Below are 17,927 nucleotides of genomic sequence, written 5' to 3' on the forward strand. Positions count from 1 at the left end.
ATCCTTGTTTATACTTGAACGAAAGTCAAATTTACTTATGAATTAACATCGATTGCCGGCCTTCCGGCGTGGTGACCACAACGCAGAGACCGTACCCGATGACGATGATACTGGGACTTGCCATTGTGTTCGGCCTTGTCTTCGGAGGCTTCATGCTTTCGGGCGGCAAGATGGACATCGTGCTGCACGCCCTGCCCTTCGAGGGCATGATGATCGGCGGCGCGGCGATCGGAGCCTTCGTCATCGCCAACAGCGTCGACGTGATCAAGAAATCCGCCCGTGGCGTCGTCAAGGTGCTGAAGGGGCCGCGCTGGAAGTCCAAGGATTACGGCGACCTGCTCAACCTGATGTACGAGCTCACCCGCATCTACAAGGCCAAGGGCATCCTTGCGCTCGACAGCCACATCGAGTCGCCTTCCGACAGCGACATCTTCAACCGCTACCCGCGCATCGCGGAGGATCACTTTGCCATCGACCTGATCCGCGACAGCTTCCGCATGTTGTCGATGCAGTTCGACGACAAGTACGCGACCGAGGATGTCATCAACCGCAAGATCAAGAAGCACCACCACGAGTCGCTGGCCTCGGTGCACGCGATCCAGCAGGTGGCCGACGGTCTGCCGGCGATCGGCATCGTCGCGGCCGTGCTCGGGGTGATCAAGACCATGTCCTCGATCGACCAGCCTCCCGAGATCCTTGGCAAGATGATCGGCGGCGCGCTGGTCGGCACCTTCCTCGGGGTGTTTCTCGCCTATTGCATGGTGCAGCCGATCTCGGGCCGGCTGAAGCAGATCGAGGAAGAGGATGGCGCCTTCTACATGATCATCCGCGACATCTTCGTCGCCATGGTGTCGGATCATCCGCCGAGCATCTGCGTCGAGATCGGTCGCGGCAACATTCCGACCCGGATGCAGCCCGATTTCTACGCGGTCGAGGCGGCGCAGAAAGAGCTGCCGGCGGCATGATCCGCCGGCCCCCCCTGCCCTGCCTGTTGGTCCTCGCCGGGGTCGCCTCGGCGGCGGACGCGCCCGCCCCTCCGCTGGGCGTTTCCCAGGAGACCAGCTTCACCTCCGCCGCGGTCGGTGGGCGCTTCACCGACCTGCCGCCGTCGGAATACGGCTTTCCCGTCGAGATCCTCGCCCAGATGCGCATCCGACTGGGTGGCGAGCCGCCTGCCCCGGAGCCGGTCGTGGAGCAGACGCCAGCGCAAGAGCCCTCCGATGGCCACTGACGCCGCCCGGCGCCGCCTCAAGGCGCTCGACGTGATGGAACGCCTCAAGCGGCTCGACACCGAGCGAGAGGCTCGCAGCACCGCGCAGCTGCGCGATCGGATGGCCCGGCTCGATTCGGAAAAACAGGCTCTATTGCAGCGTCTTTCGGGTGAATCGCGGATCGAGGGCCTTGAGGGCGCGCCCTATCTCGGCCGCTTCATTCGCTCGATCCGCGCCGAGGTCGACCGGATTTCGCACGAAGCGGCGATCCTCGCACCCGAGGTTGCCGCCGCCGAGGCTCGGCTGCGTGATGCGCTTTCGGAACAGAAAACCTTCGAAATTCTGCGTCTTAAGCGGATTACTGAAGAACGCGTCGCACAGAAGAAACGTGAGGACAGGGATCTGGACGAGCTGTCGCTGATGCGCTGGCGCCGCTAGACCTCGTTTCGAAGGTAGTGTCGCAAGGATACGCAGGCACTAGACTCAGGACCCATCGACTTGGGTGGGCGAGCGTGATTCATAGTTCGAAAAGGTGTCGTGAACATGTCTGGTCTTTTCTGATTGGGGAATGCGCAGAGGTGACGTCCATGGACGTCACCCTGGTGTTCCCTGGCAAGAGCAAGATCAAGCCCGGCGACGCTGACGATATGCTTCGCATGGACTGGCTATATGCGCTCGCGGTGGCGTTGATGACGTGACCGCCCTCCTCACGGCATCGATGTGCCAAGGTGGGTCTGCGATGATCCACAAAGCAGGACGGTCACATTACCGACACCCACTAGACGTTTCAGGCGACTTGGTCCGGAACTCTGTCACCTCTGAACCAAGCATCAAGGTTATCAAGTACACGGTCGCCCATCATGCGGCGTGTGACCTCGGTAGCCGAGCCGACGTGCGGCAGCAGCACCGTGTTGGGCAGGTCGACTAAAGCCTGCGGCACCTGCGGCTCGTGCTCGAACACGTCGAGTCCCGCCGCGCCGAGCCGGCCCGACGCCAGCGCCGCGATCAGTGCCGTCTCGTCGACCACCGAGCCGCGCGCCACGTTCACCAGGATCCCGTCCGGGCCAAGCGCGTCCAGCACCTTTGCACTTACAAGCCCCTCGGTTGCGGCGCCGCCCGGTACGATCACCACCAGCGCGTCGCAGGCCTGCGCCAGTGACAGGGCGTCGGGGTGGTAGGCGTAGGGTACGTCGCGCGGGGTGCGTGTGGCATAGGCCACCTCGAGCTTCATGGCGGTGAGCCGCGCCGCGATGGCAAGGCCGATGCGGCCAAGGCCGAGGATGCCGATCCGGCGCCCGCGCAGCGAACGGGTCAGCGGGTATGATTTCGTGGTCCAGTGGCCGGCGCGCAGGTAAGAGTCGGCTTGAGGAAGCTGGCGCGAGGTGGCGATCAGCAGCCCCACGGCGAGGTCGGCGACCTCCTCGGTCAGGACATCGGGCGTGTTGGTGACGGCGACGCCGCGCGCCTGCGCCGCCGCCACGTCGATGCTGTCATAGCCGACGCCGAACTTGGCGACGATCTCGAGCTTGGGGAAGCGATCCATGACCGCCGCGTCGACCTTGCTCGGCCCCGAAAGCGCGATCGCCCGCACCTCGGTGTCGCGTCCGGTGTCGTCCGGGCCAAGCAATTCGTAGCCGTCCAAGCGGCCCTCGCTGGTCGGGAAGGCGCGCGGCAGGTAGAGAAGCGGTCTGGTCATGGGCCCTCCGGGGTTGGCTCAGAAGATGTCGGGCTCGCCGGCGGCCTTGCCGAAGCCCCGCTCGAGGTAGTCGAAGTCGCAGCCCGTGTCGGCTTGTGTCACGTGCTGCGAGTACATGTAGCCCCAGCCCCGCTCGAAGCGCGGTTCCGGTGGCGTCCAGGCGGCGCGGCGGCGGGCAAGCTCGTCCTCGTCCACCAGCATGTCGAGGCTGCGGTTCGGCAGGTCCATGCGCACGATGTCCCCGGTCTTCAGCAACGCCAGCGGGCCGCCGATATAGCCCTCGGGGGCGATGTGCAACACGCAGGCGCCGTAGGACGTGCCCGACATCCGCGCATCCGAAATCCGCAGCATGTCGCGGTAGCCCTGCTTGATCAGCGCCTTGGGGATCGGCAGCATGCCCCATTCCGGCATTCCCGGCCCGCCCTTCGGCCCGGCGTTGCGCAGCACGAGAACGGTGTCGGGCGTCACAGCCAGATCCTCGTCGTCGATGGCGGCCTTCATCTCGGGGTAGCTGTCGAAGACCAGCGCGGGCCCCTCGTGAACGTGGAATTTCGGATCGCAGGCGGCTGGCTTGATCACCGCACCGTCCGGGCAGAGGTTGCCGCGCAGCAGCGCGAGCGAGCCCTGGTGGTAGACCGGGTTCGACAGCGGGCGGATCACGTCGTCATTGTAAACCTCGGCGGTGGCCAGAGCCTCGGAGAGCGGCTTGCCGGTGACGCCGGTCACGGTGGTGTCGAGCCGCTCCTCAATTTGCTTCATCAGAGCGAGGAGGCCTCCCGCGTAGTAGAAATCCTCCATCAGATAGTTCTTGCCGGCCGGTCGCACGTTTGCGCAAAGCGGCGTGACGCGGCCAAGCTTGTCGAGATCGTCGAGCGTGAGGTCGATCCCGGCGCGGCGGGCCATGGCGATGAGGTGCACCACCGCGTTGGTCGAGCAGCCGGTGGCCATGGCGACGATGGCGGCGTTGCGTACGGCGGCTTCGGTGATGACGGTGGCGGGGGTCATGTCCTCCCAGACCATCTCGACGATGCGGCGCCCGCAGCCTGAGCCCATGCGCTTGTGGCTGCTGTCGGCGGCGGGGATCGACGAGGCGCCGGGCAGCGTCAGGCCCATCGCATCGGCGATGGCGGTCATGGTCGAGGCGGTGCCCATCGTCATGCAGGTGCCGACCGAGCGCGCGATGCCGCCCTGGATGCCGAGCCATTCCTCATCGGTGACGTTGCCGGCGCGGCGCTCGTCCCAGTACTTCCAGCCGTCCGAGCCACTGCCGAGGGTGCAACCCTTGTAGTGGCCGCGCAGCATCGGGCCGGCGGGCAGGAAGATCATTGGCACGCCTGCGGTGATCGCCCCCATCACGAGGCCGGGCGTGGTCTTGTCGCAGCCGCCCATCAACACCACGCCATCCAGCGGGTGGCTGCGGATCATCTCTTCGGTCTCCATCGCGAGCATGTTGCGGTAGAGCATCGAGGTCGGTTTGGTAAAGCTCTCGTCCACGGACAGGGCGGGCATCTCGACGGGGAACCCTCCCGCCGCCAGAACGCCGCGTTTGACGTCCTGCACCCGCTCCGGGAAGTGACCGTGGCAGGTGTTCAGCTCGGACCAGGTGTTGAGGATGCCGATGATCGGCTTGTGACGGAAATCCTCCTCGGCGTAGCCCAGCTGCATCATACGCGAGCGGTGGCCGAAGCTGCGCAGGTCGTCGGGGGCAAACCAGCGGGCGGAGCGGAGGGTATCGGGGGTCTTCTTGGTCATGGGTGTCTCTCTGTCGCTCTGGGCTCACGCGCCGCGCAGACGGCCGACCGTCGTGCGGGTGGATATCTGGTCGGGGTCAGTCATCAGCTCGATCACCGTGGGGGCGTCATGCTCGAAGGCGCGCAGCAGCGCGGGCTTGAACTGGGCGGTCTCGGTGATGCGCTCATGCGCCGCGCCAAGGCCTTCGGCGATGCGCCCAATGTCGGACGAGGCGATATCGGTGCCTGAGATCCGCTCCGGGTGCTCGCGCTCCTGATGCATGCGGATGGTGCCGTAGGTGCCGTTGTTGAATACCAGCACGATGGGCCGACCGCCATGCTGCGCGGCGGTTGCGATCTCCATGCCGGACATCATGAACCCGCCGTCCCCGACAAAGGCGATGGCCTGCCGCTTGGGTTCCTGCAACGAGGCGGCGACGGCCGCAGGCACCGCGTAGCCCATTGACCCGCAGGTCGAGCCGATCTGCCGCCCCGGTCTCGCATAACGCAGGAAGCGTTGCGCCCAGCCGGTGTGGTTGCCCGCATCCAGCGTGATGACCGTATCGGCGGGCAGCAGGTCGCGCAGGTCGGCCATCGCCTGCCCCATGTCGAGCGGGTAGTCATGCGGCGGTGGCTTGCTGTCGGCGAGGTACTCGCGGCGCAGCGTGGTGCACCAATCCTCGGCGGCAAGCGCGGAGGGCTGTGCGTTCAGCGCCGCCAGCGCAGCGTCGGGGCCGGAGACGGCGGAGACGGTGGGCGAATAGACCCGGCCGATCTCGTCGGCATCCGAGTGGATATGCACCAGCGTCTGTGCCGGGGTCGGCACCGAAAGCGTGGCATAGGTCCTGGTGGTGATCTCTCCAAGCCGGGCGCCGATGACGAGCAGCAGGTCGGCCTCGGCCAGCCGCTTGACAAGGCTCGGCGCGACGCCGGTACCGAGATCGCCCACGTAGACGTCGGAGCGGTTGTCGATGAGATCCTGCCGCCGGAAGCTGGTCGCCACCGGCAGGCGGTTGGCATCGGCGAAACGCAGGAGAGCGGCGCAGCCTTCCTCGCTCCAGCCGGGGCCGCCGGCCAGCAGCAGAGGGCGCTCGGCCCCGGCCAGCGCAGCCATGACCGAGGCCGAGTCCTCGGACGTCAGCGCCGGAACACTCGGCCTGTAGGGCATGGCGTCGGCGACCTCGACAACGTCGGTCAGCATGTCCTCGGGCAGCGCCAGAACCACTGGGCCAGGACGCCCGGAGGTGGCGACGCGGAAGGCGCGGGCCATGTACTCGGGGATACGGTCCGCGCTGTCGATCTGCGCCGCCCACTTGGCGACGGGCGCGAACATCTGGCGGTAGTCGATTTCCTGGAAGCTCTCGCGGTCCATCGTGTCGCGGCCCACCTGTCCCACCAGCAGGATCATCGGCGTGCTGTCCTGGAAGGCGATGTGCACGCCCACGGCGGCATGGCAGGCGCCCGGCCCGCGCGTGACCATGCAGATGCCGGGCCTGCCGGTGAGCTTGCCATAGGCCTCGGCCATGTCGGCGGCGCCCGCCTCATGGCGCGCGTTGTAGAGCGTGAAGCGGTCCTTAACGTCATGCAGGGCGTCGAGCACCTCGAGGTAGCTCTCGCCCGGCACGCAATAGGCGCAGTCCGCGCCATGAATTAGAAGCTGATCCACAAGCACCTGTCCGCCGGTGCGCTTGGCGATCTCCGACATGGTATCTCCTCCCATGAAGTCTTTTCGGGTCGCGATGTCTCGCTTAGGGGTGCTGCTCGACGGGCTCAGGGCAGCACAATGCAGGCGGGGTCGATGGCACGACCCTCGGCATGGGCACGAATATTGCCCGACCAGTGCCGCACCATGCGGTCGAAATTGTCGAGCGTGCGCCCGGCCACATGCGGCAGAGTGACGGTGTTGGGCATCTCGAGCAGCGGGTTGGGGCCATCGACCGGCTCGGTTTCGAACACATCGAGGCCTGCCGCGCCGATCTGTCTGGACTGCAGCGCCGCGATCAGCGCCGCCTCGTCCACAAGTCCGCCGCGCGAGGTGTTGATGAGCACCGCGCCCGGCTTCATCGCGGCGATGGCGCCGGCGTCGATCAGGTGCCGCGAGTCCGACGTCATCGGCAGGTGTAGCGAGATCACGTCGGCCCAGCCCAGCAGGTCGTCGAAGCTCATGAACTGCGCATCGAGCGCGGCATCCGCGCCGGAGCGTTTTGTATAGGCAATTTCGCAGCCAAAGCCCGAGAGGCGCTTGAGAACCTCCTTGCCGATGGCGCCCATGCCCACCAGCCCGACCTTGCAGGCCCCGAGATCTCGGGCCTCGCGCCACAGGTCCGGCTGGTTCCACGCACCGCCTCTGAAGATGCTCTGCACCTGGGGCAGGCGCCGCAGCGTTGCCAGCATCAGGGCCAGCGTCGCCTCGGCCACGGTGGGCGCATTCATCCCCGGCGAGCGCGCGACGGTCACGCCGCGCGCCTTGGCGGTGTCCAGCGGGATGCCGTCGACGCCGGTTCCCCACTGGTGCACCATCTTCAGCGCCCCGGCCTCGGCCAGAAGCGCGGCCGGAAAGCGCAGCCCGCGCGTCACTGCGTAGGCTGCACCGTCGAGCGCGGTGCGCATGTCCTCGGTTTCGACGCTGCTCACGAAGCGCAGGTCGAAACCGTCGCAAAGCTGCTCGATCCGGGCTCGCATGCCGGGGCATGCGGGCTCCAGGACGGCGACGGGTCCGATGGGCATCAGCCGCGTCCCGCGATGAGCTCTTGCATCATCTCGCGCTCTTCGCCGGTCAGGTCGGTGAGCGGCGCGCGCACGTGCCCGGTCTCGAAGCCGCGCAGGGCGACACCGGCCTTGATCGCGGATACCGCGTAGCCCGATTTGCGGTCCCGGATTGCGGCGAACTTGTAATAGAAGTCGCGCAGCAGCTGCTCGCACTTGGCATCGTCCCCCGCGAGGAAGGCGCCGTGGAATTCCAGCGCGGTCTCGGGCACGAAGTTGAATACCGCCGAGGAGTAGGTCGGCATCCCCGCCCCGCGATAGGCCTGCGCGAAAAGCTCGTGCGTGGGCATCCCGCCGATGTAGGACAGCCGGTCGCCCAGCTTCACGGTGATGCGGCGCACGGTGTCGATGTCGCCGGTGCCGTCCTTGAAGCCGATGAGGTTGGGGCATTCGTCGGCCAGCTGCTCGAGCGTCTTGGCCGAGATCTGCGCCTGGCCGCGGTTGTAGACGATGACCGCCATGTTGGTCGCCTTGCAGACGGCGCGGATGCGGTTGGCAACGCCCTCCTGCGGGCCCTCGGTGAGGTAGTGCGGCAGCAGCAGGATGCCGTCGCCGCCCGCCGCCTCGATCTCGCGGGCGAGGTCGCAGGCCATGCGCACGCCGTAGCCGCAGCCCGCGATCACCGGCGCGTCACCGGCGACCTCGCGCGCCGCGCGCACGACGTTCACGATCTCTTCCGGGGTCAGCGAGAACATCTCGCCGGTGCCACCCGCGACGATCAGACCGGCCACCTTGTGCGGCTTGAGCCACTCCAGGTGCGCCTGGAACGGCTTCGGCGCAAAACGGTCGTTCTCGTCGAAGGGCGTCACCGGGAAGGACAGAAGCCCGTGGCGGATGATCTCGCGCAGCGCGTCGGGTGCGATCATGGTGTGTGTCTCCTCACTCTTTCTTGTCGGGTCCGCATGACGCGGGATCTTGTCTGTGCTGGCCGTGCGGCGACGGGGTTAGGCCCCGCCGCCGCGCGGAAAGGTCATTTCCAGCCGGCGGGCATCAACGCGTCGGGCAGGTTCTGGTAGCTCACGGGGCGCTGGAAGCGGCGGATCGCCATCGTGCCGACCGAGGTGGCGCCGAAGTTGGTGGAGGCCGGGTAAGGCCCGCCGTGCACCATCGCGTCGGACACCTCGACCCCGGTGGGGAAGCCGTTGGCGAGCACTCGGCCCGCCTTGCGCTCGAGCACCGGCATCAGGGCGCGGGCCGCATCGGCGTCGGCATCGTCCATGTGCAGGGTCGCGGTGAGCTGGCCCTCGAAGCCCTTGGCCAGGTCTACCATCTGCTCGGGTCCGCTGACGCGGATCACGAGGCCAAGCGGGCCGAAGACCTCTTCGCCAAGCGCGTGGTCCTGAAGGTAGGCCGCGGCGTCGGTTTCGTAGAGGTTGGGCCTGGCGTTGCGGCCCTCCTGCTCGGTGGTGAACACCGGCTTGACGGTATTGCGCGCGTCGAAGCGATCTTTGCCGTCACGGTAGGCCGCTGCGATCCCCTCGGTCAGCATGACCTGCGCAGGGGCATCCTTGAGCGCCTCGGACGCGGCAGAGACGAAGGCGTCCCCCTCGGAACCGGTTCCGATCACGGCGATGCCGGGGTTGGTACAGAACTGGCCCGCACCCATTGTGAGCGATCCTGCCCAGCCCTTGCCGATCTCGGCGCCGCGCGCCTTGGCGGCTTCGGAAAGCACGAACATCGGGTTGACCGAGCCAAGCTCGCCGAAGAAGGGGATCGGCTCGGGGCGCTGTGCGCACAGATCAAAGAGCGCGCGGCCCCCACCGAGCGAGCCGGTGAAGCCCACGGCCTTGATCAGCGGGTGCTGCACGAGGGCGGTGCCCACGTCGCGCTTGCCGCCCTGCACGAGGCTGAAGACCCCGCCTGGCAGGCCGCAGATCTCGATGGCGGCCTTGATGGCTTCGGCGACGATCTCACCGGTGCCGGGGTGGGCGGAGTGGCCCTTGACCACGACCGGGCAGCCCGCCGCCAGCGCCGAGGCGGTGTCGCCGCCGGCGGTCGAGAAGGCCAGAGGGAAGTTCGAGGCGCCGAAAACCGCCACGGGGCCGATCGGGCGCTGCATCAGCTTGATGTCGGGGCGCGGCAGCGGCGCGCGGTCGGGCAGCGCCTCGTCCTGGCGCCGGTCAAGGCAGTCGCCGGCGCGGATGTGGCTGGCGAAGAGCCTCAGCTGGCCGACGGTGCGGCCGCGCTCGCCCTGCAGGCGGGCTTCGGGCAGACCGGTTTCCTGCGTGCCGATCAGGGTGATGGCCTCGCCGCGGGCGTCGATCTCGTCGGCGATGGTCTCGAGGAACTTCGCCCGGGTCTCCACGTCGATGTAGCCGTAAGTCCAGAACGCGTCCTCGGCCGCCTTCACTGCGGCATCCACCAGGGCCGGGGTGCCGACGCCGAAATCGTGCGCCGCGCCATGCGCAGGTTCCGAGCGGAAGGTCGTGTCTGCAGCAACCCACTCACCCGCGATCAGGTGGCGGCCGTGCGGAACAAATGCGCTTGTCGTGCCGTCCATGTCATTGGCCTCCTCTTGCCACGCGGTCGGACGCACCGGCCTCCCGCGCCTTGATCCCTGCCCCATCCCGGCGCGAATCACGCGCGGCGCTCTACAAAGCCTTGCCAGCACTGGGCCGGCGCTGCCGCGTCACGGGGCTTGTTATGTACTAATATTTTAGTTTATCAGTATGGTCAACCGGTCCGCAAATGCGGTTAATTGCCCGCCATCAAGGGAAGGACTCGGATCTCGGCATGAAGACACCAACGATGACAGGCGCGTACGACATGATGCGGCAGGACACGACGATGGGGCGCCCGATGGCCTCGTCGCGGATCTATGACGATCTGCGGCAACGCATCCTGTCGCTGGACCTTCCGCCGGGCACCGCGCTGACCCGCGCCGATCTCGCGCGTGAATACGATGTCAGCCAGACCCCGCTGCGCGACGCGATGCAGCGGCTCGACCAGGATGGGCTGATCCGCATCTACCCGCAGTCCAAGACGCTGGTGACGCGCATCAACCTCGCCCAGATCCGCGAGGCGTTGTTCCTGCGTCAGGCGCTCGAGACCGAGGTGGCCATGAAGCTCGCCCGCGAGCCGTCACCCGAGACCATCGACCGCCTCAGGGAGGTGATCGCCATGCAGCGCCTGGTCGCGCCCGACCAGGCCAAGCTGCGCCGCTTCCAAGAGCTCGACGAGTACTTCCACTACGTCATGTTCGACGGCGCGGGGCATCCGAACCTGCACGCGCTGCTGCGCGCGCAGACCGGCGACATGGACCGCGTGCGGCGCCTGCAGACCCATTCCGAGGAACGGCTGGGCCTCATCCTCGAGGGACACGAGCGCATCGTCGCCACGATCGAATCCGGGGTCGTCGAGGACGCCATCCGCGAGATCCGTTTCCACACCTACAAACCCGACGACTGGGCCGATGAGTACCGCGCCCTGCACGAGGACTACTTCACCTGACACCCGGCCCGCCCGGGCGTCGCCAGGCACACCAGCATCATCGAAGGAGAGCGCGGACCACGCCGGTTCGCGAAGGGAGAGATCATGTCCAACGCACTCGAGCACACCACCGGCCTGCACATCGTGGCGCAGACGCCGTTTCTCGACGACGGCACGCTCGACCTGCCTAGCATCGACACGCTATCGGCCTTCTACTACCGCCACGGCGCGCAGGGTCTGACCGTGCTCGGCGTCTCTGGCGAGGCGCAGAAACTGACCGTCGACGAGACCATCGCCGTCGCCGCCCGCTACGTCGCGGCGGCCGACGGGCACCGGATCATCGCCGGGGTTTCGCACCCCAACCTCGCCACGCTCGTTGAAGTCACGGCGCAGGTCATGGCCGAGGGGGCCGACGCGGTGATGATCTGCCCGCCCTCGGGCATCCGCACAGACGAGGACCTGATGCGTTATTTCGATGCGGTCTTCTCACGCATCGGTGACGTGCCCACGGTGCTGCAGGATTTTCCGGCCTCGTCCGGCGTGATGATGTCAGTGCCCGCACTCGACCGGCTGATCACCGCCTTCCCGCAGATCGGCGTCATCAAGGAAGAGGACTCCCCCTCCCCCACCAAGATCACCCGAATGCGTACCGAGCTGTCGCGGCCGGTGCGGATCCTGACCGGCAACAACGGCCAGTTCTTAGTGCAGGAGATGGAGCGCGGCGCCGATGGCCCCATGGCCGGCTTCTCCTACCCGGAGATGCTGTCGGGCGTGTACGATCTGATGACCGCAGGCAAGCGGGCCGAGGCGCATGACCTCTTCAACCGCTACCTGCCGCTTCTGAAGCACGAGGCGCAGGGCCAGTGGGGAATCGCGCTGCGCAAGGAGATGATGCGCCGGCGGGGCGCCCTGACCTCGAACGCACTGCGCGGGCCGGGGCCGAAGCTCACCGAGGCGGACTTGGCCGAGCTCGACTTCCTCGTCGGGCGCATGGACCTGCCGCAGGGGTGAGCCCCGTACGGCAGCGGCGAGAGGCGCGGCCCGATTGCCGCGCCCTTCGCTCATGCCTTCGGCGTGAAGAATGGCACCGGCGCCAGGAGTTGGTTGACCTGCGAGACGAGGTAGCCGGCCTCGGCGCTTTTCCTGAGGTAGGCCTGCCAGTCCGGGTCCGCCGCGAGGGACTTCCGCCTGGCCGCCCGGTCGGCGCTGTCTGCATAGCACCAGACATGCACGTAGGAATTCACGTCCCCGGTCTCGACCGCGCCGTAGACCACGGGCTCGCCAAGGTGACGGCGCTGCACGTCAAAGCCGTGCTCGCCGTAGAGCGCGAGGTGGTCCTTGATGGTGCCAGGACGGCAAGAATAGGTCCGATGGTCGTATAGCATGTCGGTTCCTCCAATCATTTCAAGGTTTTGCCACGATCTCGCCGGCGTGACCCCAAGGAGGCTTGCCAGCTTCGCGTGAATTCATATAGTAATGTATTAGTTGGACAGGGCGCAAGCACCACCAGCGAATCCGGCCCTTGTGGCCCGGGACCCACGGAGGGGGGAGCTCAGAGCGCGCCAGCGCCGTGGCACGGGTCGGACGGTCAGATCAAAAGAAGCCGGGAAGGCATCGCCGGTCCCGGACAGTCCAGGAGGAGACACACCATGAACCGCAGCTTCATCGGCGCCCTTGCCGCCATCACCACGGCCCTCGTGCCTGTTGCCGCCCTTGCGGAATACCCCGAGCGCGATGTGCGCATGGTGGTTCCGTGGGGCGCCGGCGGCGGCACCGACGGCATCGTGCGCAAGGTGACCACGCTGGCCGAGGACGCGCTCGGCGGCACCATCTACGTCGAGAACATCGAGGGCGGCAACTCGGCCACCGGCGTCGGCCAGGTGATGAGCGCACGTCCCGACGGCTACACGCTCGGCACGCTGACCTATGACAGCATTGTCACGGTTCCGTGGCAGGGCATGCTGCCGAGCTACCAGATGGACAAGCTCGACCTCATCGCCCGCATCACCAGCGAAGCCGACGCCATCATCGTCGACGCCGAGTCCGACTACCAGACGCTCGACGACCTGATCGCCGCCGCCGAGGCCGACCCGGGCAACGTGCGCGTCGGCGTGCAGAACCTCGGCGGGCGCGTACACCTGACCCTGCTGCAGCTTCAGCAAATCACCGGTGCCGAGTTCCGCATCGTCTCCTACCCCGGCGGCGCGGCCCCGCAGAAAGAGGCGCTGCTCTCCGACGAGGTGGACGTGGTCCTGACCTCGCTCGGCGACTTCGCCAACCTGATCGAGGACGGCACCGCGCGCGGCATCGTTGAGTTCTCGGACGCCAAGAACCCGACCTACGACGTGCCGACTGCCGAAGAAGCGGGCATCGACCTGCTCAACGGGTCGTTCATCGTGCTGGTCGCGCCGGAAGGCACTCCCGAGGACGTGGTGGCCTCGATCGAGGCGGCCTATGAGGAGGCCTACAACTCGGACGAGTTTCAGGACTGGCTGGGCACGATGGGCGTGACGCCGAACTGGTTGGCGGGCGACGAACTCGACACCTGGGCGGACGAGACGGCGCAAGGCCTGTTCACGCAGATGGATGCCCTGGTCGAAGCCGGCGTGCTGAACAAGTAAGCGGCCCCGTTTCATCCCAGCAGCCATGACAGGCGGCATCGGAGTCCAGCTCCGGTGCCGCCCCTATACGGAGACCAAGATGGCCGACCGCGCGCCCCTTCTCAGGACAGGTGTCCTGCTGCCCCTCTTCTTCCTGATCGTCACGACCGTCTACCTGGCAGCCGCCTTCGACATCCGCTCGCAGTTCGCTGCCCCCGGCGAGATGAGCCCGCGGTCGGTGCCGATCCTGATGGCCTGCCTGATGTATGTCGCCCTCGCGGTGGTGTTCGTCGGCGAGTTCCGAAAACCCACCGCCGACGGCCCCGCACGCGAGATGCTGCGCCCGGCGCTGGTGATCGTTGCAACCGCAGGCTACATCGCCCTCTTCCGCCCGCTGGGCTACTGGCTGGCGACGCTGCTGTTCACCTCGGCGCTGTTCGGCATATTCCACTTCCAGCTGCGCAAGCCGCTCATGTTCGCGATCTACGCCATCGGCGTGACGGCCCTGTTCTACGGGCTCTTCGCCGGCATCTTCGGCGTGCGCCTGCCCACCCTCGCCGAGGGGGTCTTCTGATGGACATCTTCGCCAATATCCTCGGCGGTATGAGCGCCCTTGCCGATCCCTACGTCATCGCGTTCATGGTCGGCGGCTTCCTCGTGGGCACCTTCTTCGGCGCAATGCCGGGTCTCACGTCGGTGCTGGCCATCGCGCTGCTGCTGCCGATCACCTACACGATCGACGTGGTCCCGGCATTGGTGATGTGTGCCTCGATCTTCATGGCCGGGATGTACTCCGGCTCGATCACCGCGACCACCATCAACATTCCGGGCGCCCCCTCCTCGATGATGACGGCGCTCGAGGGCAACGCGCTGATGAAGAAGGGCTTCGGCGCCAACGCGCTTGGTCACGCGGCGCTTGGCTCGATGATCGGCGGCGCCATTGGCGCGGTGCTGCTCATGGCCTTTATGCCCATCGCCGCAGAGATCTCTCTGCTGATCCGTACACCGGGCAAGTTCTCGTTGGTGCTCTTCGCGCTGGTCGTCATCGTGATCGTCGACAAGAGCAACATCGCCAAGGGCTTCGTCGCAACGCTGCTCGGGGTGATGATCGCCACCGTCGGCATCGACGTGCTCCAGCCGATCCCGCGCTTCAACTTTGGCACCGAGACACTGGTCGAGGGCATCGACATCATGCCCCTGGTGATCGGCGCCTTCGCCATCTCCGAAGTGCTCATGCAGTCGGAGACTTGGAAGAACAGCCTCAGCTCGACGCTGGAGAAGGCCAAGGACCTCAGAATCTGCCGCCGCGACTTCCTGCCGCCGCGCGAGGAAATCCGAGAGATCGGCCTCTTTGCCTACCTGCGCTCGGCCTTCATCGGCTACGGCATCGGCATCCTGCCCGGCGCCGGCGGCTCGATGGCGGCCTTCGTGTCTTACGCAATGGCGCGGTCCTCTTCCAAAAAGCCACAGGACTATGGCCACGGCTCGCGCGAGGGGATTGCCTCGGCCGAAACGGCCAACAACTCGATGTGCGGCGGTGCCTTCGTGCCGATGCTGATGTTCGGCATCCCCGGCGATCCGACCACCGCCATCGTGCTCGGCGTTCTGGTGATCAATGGCCTGCAACCCGGCCCGCGCCTGCTCGAGAACCAGGCCGAACTGCTGGGGCCGATGCTGGGCTCGCTGTTCTTCTCGGCGCTGATCCTGATCCCGCTGACGCTGTGGCTATTCGGGCCGTGGTTCATCAAGATCGTCTCGATCCCCAAGGGGCTGCTATACACCGGCATTGCCGTGGTGGCGCTGGTCGGCAGCTACGTTGCGACCTACTCGATCTTCCAGATGTCGCTGGCGGTGATCTTCGGCGTGCTGGCGTACTTCATGCGCAAGCAGAACTACTCCACCGTGTCGATGCTGCTGGGCTTCATCCTCGGCCCCGATCTCGAGGAGTATCTCAGGCGCTCGCTGTCCCTGAACGACGGGAATCCGATGGTCTTTCTAACCAACCTCGACAGCCTGTTCTTCCTTGCGCTGACCGCTCTCTTCGTCTGGGCGATCCTAATCCGCAAGCCTAGGAAGAGTTCGGCAGAGATGCGCCGCGACGTCTAAGCCGTGTTGACACGAGGAATTCACAGTCGCTTCTAGGTATGTTTGAAGCTGGTCTTCGCGATGTAGGCCACCTTGGAACGAGACCTGACGTCGGACGAGGAATGGGCTTTCCTTGAATGGTTTAGCCTGAGAAAACGGTCGCAAACCAGCCAACCACCGTTCTTGTTCTTGATGGGATTTTCTGGATCGCTCGGATCGGTGCGCACTGACGCGCCCAGCCAAGGAACTTCGGCGAGTGGTCGAGCGTCTACCACCGCTTCCTGCGCTGGACGCTGACGATGCTCGTGGGGCAGAGCACCACCCGGCAGCCTCTCGTTATGAATGAGGGACCCGCGGGGGGCAGGTCATCGCAACGCCAGCCTGTCCCGCAGCAAGGCGTGCGGGACCTCATCGCGTCGCCAGACAAGATGCAGCTGGCTCAGCGCAGCGCCCGACAAAAATGCACCATCTTCAAGGGCTTAGACGCGCGCGGAGGTGACCCGAGCCGGCGTGCGGGGTCGCGTGTCGGGAGCGCTGATGTGATCCGGTTGGGCGAGTGTCATGCCGAAAGCCTACATCGGCGCGGCGCTTGTCGCCAGAAAGTCGCACAATAACCGCCCTCACTTGCCGGCTATATCAATGTCCAATAAGATTATATTATCGGACATGCGAAGCTAGGCTAAACTGCGGTTCAACTTCACGCCGGATCCAGTGAAAAATGCCCACCGAGACCGAGAAATTGAGGTCAGCGCGCGCATCGGAGCGCGCTGATGCCCACGTCGACGCGCCGGACCAAGACGAATGCGACGAGATTGCTTTGCCCACCCATGCCGCGGGGTCCGGCGCGCTTGATCGACGGGTCGACACGGCCCGCGACTATGCGCGCGCAGCGGCCTCGGACAACACCCTGAAGGCCTACGCGAAGGACTGGGCGCATTTCGCGCGCTGGTGCCGGATGAAGGGCGCGGAGCCGCTGCCTCCTTCGCCTGAAACGATCAGCCTCTACCTGGCAGATCTGGCGTCAGGGTTTGGCGTCTCGCCGTCGCAATCCGCCGCCCGCCCCCTATCGGTCTCGACGATTGACCGCCGGCTGTCAGGCCTCGCCTGGAACTACGCACAGCGCGGCTTCTCCCTTGATCGCAAGAACCGCCACATCGCCACCGTGCTGGCCGGGATCAAGCGCAAGCACGCACGTCCGCCGGTACAGAAGGAAGCCATCCTGGCCGAGGACATCCAAGCAATGGTGGCCACCCTGCCCTTCGATCTGCGTGGCTTGCGAGACCGCGCGATGCTGCTGCTTGGCTATGCCGGAGGTCTGCGCCGTTCCGAAATCGTCAGCCTCGATGTCCACAAGGACGATACGCCGGGTTCTGGCGGATGGATCGAGATTTTCGACAAGGGCGCTCTCCTGACGCTCAGTGCCAAGACCGGTTGGCGCGAGGTGGAGATCGGCCGGGGCTCGCAGGAACAGACCTGCCCCGTGCATGCGCTTGAGCAATGGTTGATCTTTGCGAAGATCGATTTCGGCCCGGTCTTCGTCGGCACCTCGCGCGATGGCAAACGGGCGACCGAAACGCGGCTGAACGACAAGCATGTTGCACGCCTGATCAAACGCACGGTCCTGGATGCCGGCCTCCGATCCGAGTTGCCCGAGAAGGAACGACTGGCTCTGTTCTCCGGTCACAGTTTGCGCGCTGGTCTCGCCAGTTCGGCGGACGTTGACGAGCGCTACATCCAGAAACAGCTCGGACATGCCTCGGCCGAGATGACCCGCCGCTACCAGCGCCGGCGTGACCGGTTCCGAGTGAACCTGACCAGGGCTGCCGGACTCTGACCCCCTGCCCCGGCCCTTTCCAGTTATGAACGCATCGGCGCGTCGCTGCTGTTGAATGCCGGACAGGCTGGGTCGCGCCGCCTGCCCGCTCTGCCTGCCTGAGACGCTGCGCACAGAATTTTCAGCTTCCTGACCTGGACCAGAGACCCCGCCTTCAAGAACGGACAAGCGCCGTCGTCTGACGCCGTCGCACCGCGTGTCCCCGTGGGGACACATGCCGATGTTCGATCCCGCGATGCGTATTTTTTCTGCTGTCCCCGCGGGGACACCTGCCGGCCTTCGCTGCCGTGATGCGCGTCTTTAACGCTGTCCCCGCGGGGACACGTACCGATGTTCGATCCCGCCGTGCGCATCTTTTTGCTGTCCCCGCGGGGACACGTTCGGGCATTTGCACCAGTGAAGCAGGGTCTGCGCGAGTGTCCCCACGGGGACACTCGCTGATTTTAGGTCCCGCGATGAATCTCTCTAATTCTGTCCCCGCGGGGACAGATCGCAAGCCTTTGTGGATACCGCCATCGGACCGAAGCGCCTACGCGCAGCACCGGGTGTCCCCGCGGGGACACCACTCGCCACTCC

General features: G+C 66.1%; 16 protein-coding genes and 1 pseudogene. 9 read left to right on the forward strand and 8 right to left on the reverse strand.

Annotation, left to right across the window (positions count from 1 at the left end; all coding sequences use genetic code 11):
• Positions 1 to 98: 98 nt before the first annotated feature.
• Genes motA through LCM15_RS18265 form a run of 3 tightly spaced genes read left to right on the forward strand, consistent with a single transcriptional unit; the run spans position 99 to position 1,649 of the window.
• Positions 99 to 965, forward strand: coding sequence for a flagellar motor stator protein MotA (gene motA / locus LCM15_RS18255; RefSeq protein ID WP_224858955.1), 867 nt, complete (start codon positions 99 to 101; stop codon positions 963 to 965).
• A complete protein-coding gene (locus LCM15_RS18260; RefSeq protein WP_224858956.1) occupies positions 962 to 1,231 on the forward strand; it encodes a hypothetical protein in 270 nt (89 codons plus the stop codon). The genes motA and LCM15_RS18260 overlap by 4 nt, the downstream gene beginning before the upstream one ends.
• Positions 1,221 to 1,649, forward strand: a complete 429-nt coding sequence (locus LCM15_RS18265; protein ID WP_224858958.1) for a flagellar export protein FliJ — start codon at positions 1,221 to 1,223, stop codon at positions 1,647 to 1,649. The genes LCM15_RS18260 and LCM15_RS18265 overlap by 11 nt, the downstream gene beginning before the upstream one ends.
• Before the next feature lie 349 nt (positions 1,650 to 1,998).
• On the opposite strand, the gene LCM15_RS18270 is transcribed toward LCM15_RS18265, so the two are convergent.
• The 6 genes from LCM15_RS18270 to LCM15_RS18295 form a co-directional block, all read right to left on the reverse strand.
• A complete protein-coding gene (locus LCM15_RS18270; protein ID WP_224858960.1) occupies positions 1,999 to 2,907 on the reverse strand; it encodes a 2-hydroxyacid dehydrogenase in 909 nt (302 codons plus the stop codon).
• 18 nt (positions 2,908 to 2,925) lie between these two features.
• The gene (araD, locus tag LCM15_RS18275; protein ID WP_224858962.1) at positions 2,926 to 4,659 is read right to left on the reverse strand and encodes an L-arabinonate dehydratase; all 1,734 of its coding nucleotides are present in this window, start codon (positions 4,657 to 4,659) and stop codon (positions 2,926 to 2,928) included.
• 24 nt (positions 4,660 to 4,683) lie between these two features.
• On the reverse strand, positions 4,684 to 6,342 hold the full coding sequence (locus LCM15_RS18280) for a thiamine pyrophosphate-dependent enzyme (protein WP_224858963.1): 1,659 nt from the start codon (positions 6,340 to 6,342) through the stop codon (positions 4,684 to 4,686).
• Positions 6,343 to 6,407: 65 nt separating this feature from the next.
• Complete coding sequence (locus tag LCM15_RS18285) at positions 6,408 to 7,364, reverse strand: 2-hydroxyacid dehydrogenase (protein WP_224858965.1); 957 nt, start codon at positions 7,362 to 7,364, stop codon at positions 6,408 to 6,410.
• On the reverse strand, positions 7,364 to 8,266 hold the full coding sequence (locus tag LCM15_RS18290) for a 5-dehydro-4-deoxyglucarate dehydratase (RefSeq protein WP_412103301.1): 903 nt from the start codon (positions 8,264 to 8,266) through the stop codon (positions 7,364 to 7,366). The genes LCM15_RS18285 and LCM15_RS18290 overlap by 1 nt, the downstream gene beginning before the upstream one ends.
• Before the next feature lie 107 nt (positions 8,267 to 8,373).
• Entirely contained in the window at positions 8,374 to 9,903 is a 1,530-nt protein-coding gene (locus tag LCM15_RS18295) for an aldehyde dehydrogenase (NADP(+)) (RefSeq protein WP_224858969.1), read from the reverse strand.
• A gap of 233 nt (positions 9,904 to 10,136) precedes the next feature.
• On the opposite strand from LCM15_RS18295, the gene LCM15_RS18300 reads away from it, so the two are divergent.
• Positions 10,137 to 10,853 carry a GntR family transcriptional regulator gene (locus tag LCM15_RS18300; protein WP_224858970.1) on the forward strand — a complete coding sequence of 239 codons (717 nt, stop codon included), beginning with the start codon at positions 10,137 to 10,139 and terminating at the stop codon, positions 10,851 to 10,853.
• A gap of 84 nt (positions 10,854 to 10,937) precedes the next feature.
• Positions 10,938 to 11,843 (forward strand): dihydrodipicolinate synthase family protein, encoded by a 906-nt coding sequence (locus LCM15_RS18305; protein ID WP_224858972.1) that lies wholly within the window; start codon positions 10,938 to 10,940, stop codon positions 11,841 to 11,843.
• Positions 11,844 to 11,893: 50 nt separating this feature from the next.
• Here LCM15_RS18305 and LCM15_RS18310 read toward each other — a convergent pair whose 3' ends face one another.
• The gene (locus LCM15_RS18310) at positions 11,894 to 12,217 is read right to left on the reverse strand and encodes an NIPSNAP family protein (protein ID WP_224858974.1); all 324 of its coding nucleotides are present in this window, start codon (positions 12,215 to 12,217) and stop codon (positions 11,894 to 11,896) included.
• Positions 12,218 to 12,481: 264 nt separating this feature from the next.
• Here LCM15_RS18310 and LCM15_RS18315 point away from each other — a divergent pair, with 264 nt between their 5' ends.
• From LCM15_RS18315 to LCM15_RS18325, 3 genes are all read left to right on the forward strand, one after another.
• The gene (locus tag LCM15_RS18315) at positions 12,482 to 13,453 is read left to right on the forward strand and encodes a Bug family tripartite tricarboxylate transporter substrate binding protein (protein WP_224858976.1); all 972 of its coding nucleotides are present in this window, start codon (positions 12,482 to 12,484) and stop codon (positions 13,451 to 13,453) included.
• Between the two features lie 79 nt (positions 13,454 to 13,532).
• Positions 13,533 to 14,006 (forward strand): tripartite tricarboxylate transporter TctB family protein, encoded by a 474-nt coding sequence (locus LCM15_RS18320; protein WP_224858978.1) that lies wholly within the window; start codon positions 13,533 to 13,535, stop codon positions 14,004 to 14,006.
• Entirely contained in the window at positions 14,006 to 15,538 is a 1,533-nt protein-coding gene (locus tag LCM15_RS18325; protein WP_224858979.1) for a tripartite tricarboxylate transporter permease, read from the forward strand. The genes LCM15_RS18320 and LCM15_RS18325 overlap by 1 nt, the downstream gene beginning before the upstream one ends.
• Positions 15,539 to 15,885: 347 nt before the next feature.
• Here LCM15_RS18325 and LCM15_RS18330 read toward each other — a convergent pair.
• A pseudogene (locus LCM15_RS18330) lies at positions 15,886 to 16,080 on the reverse strand (DUF1403 family protein); the annotation flags it as partial.
• Between the two features lie 155 nt (positions 16,081 to 16,235).
• Here LCM15_RS18330 and LCM15_RS18335 point away from each other — a divergent pair.
• Positions 16,236 to 17,351, forward strand: a complete 1,116-nt coding sequence (locus tag LCM15_RS18335) for a tyrosine-type recombinase/integrase (RefSeq protein ID WP_224858981.1) — start codon at positions 16,236 to 16,238, stop codon at positions 17,349 to 17,351.
• The last annotated feature ends 576 nt before the right edge of the window (positions 17,352 to 17,927 follow it).

This window comes from Salipiger bermudensis (genome assembly GCF_020171625.1).
Lineage (GTDB): Bacteria > Pseudomonadota > Alphaproteobacteria > Rhodobacterales > Rhodobacteraceae > Salipiger > Salipiger bermudensis_B.

Excerpts from the sequence above, each read along its gene's own strand:
- LCM15_RS18260 (WP_224858956.1), top strand. The coding sequence starts at position 962 with ATGATCCGCCGGCCCCCCCTGCCCTGCCTGTTGGTCCTCGCCGGGGTC.
- araD (WP_224858962.1), bottom strand. The coding sequence starts at position 4,659 with ATGACCAAGAAGACCCCCGATACCCTCCGCTCCGCCCGCTGGTTTGCC.
- LCM15_RS18285 (WP_224858965.1), bottom strand. The coding sequence starts at position 7,364 with ATGCCCATCGGACCCGTCGCCGTCCTGGAGCCCGCATGCCCCGGCATG.
- LCM15_RS18315 (WP_224858976.1), top strand. The coding sequence starts at position 12,482 with ATGAACCGCAGCTTCATCGGCGCCCTTGCCGCCATCACCACGGCCCTC.
- LCM15_RS18325 (WP_224858979.1), top strand. The coding sequence starts at position 14,006 with ATGGACATCTTCGCCAATATCCTCGGCGGTATGAGCGCCCTTGCCGAT.
- LCM15_RS18270 (WP_224858960.1), bottom strand. The coding sequence starts at position 2,907 with ATGACCAGACCGCTTCTCTACCTGCCGCGCGCCTTCCCGACCAGCGAG.
- LCM15_RS18295 (WP_224858969.1), bottom strand. The coding sequence starts at position 9,903 with ATGGACGGCACGACAAGCGCATTTGTTCCGCACGGCCGCCACCTGATC.
- LCM15_RS18335 (WP_224858981.1), top strand. The coding sequence starts at position 16,236 with ATGCCCACCGAGACCGAGAAATTGAGGTCAGCGCGCGCATCGGAGCGC.
- LCM15_RS18310 (WP_224858974.1), bottom strand. The coding sequence starts at position 12,217 with ATGCTATACGACCATCGGACCTATTCTTGCCGTCCTGGCACCATCAAG.
- motA (WP_224858955.1), top strand. The coding sequence starts at position 99 with ATGACGATGATACTGGGACTTGCCATTGTGTTCGGCCTTGTCTTCGGA.
- LCM15_RS18300 (WP_224858970.1), top strand. The coding sequence starts at position 10,137 with ATGAAGACACCAACGATGACAGGCGCGTACGACATGATGCGGCAGGAC.
- LCM15_RS18265 (WP_224858958.1), top strand. The coding sequence starts at position 1,221 with ATGGCCACTGACGCCGCCCGGCGCCGCCTCAAGGCGCTCGACGTGATG.
- LCM15_RS18280 (WP_224858963.1), bottom strand. The coding sequence starts at position 6,342 with ATGTCGGAGATCGCCAAGCGCACCGGCGGACAGGTGCTTGTGGATCAG.
- LCM15_RS18305 (WP_224858972.1), top strand. The coding sequence starts at position 10,938 with ATGTCCAACGCACTCGAGCACACCACCGGCCTGCACATCGTGGCGCAG.
- LCM15_RS18320 (WP_224858978.1), top strand. The coding sequence starts at position 13,533 with ATGGCCGACCGCGCGCCCCTTCTCAGGACAGGTGTCCTGCTGCCCCTC.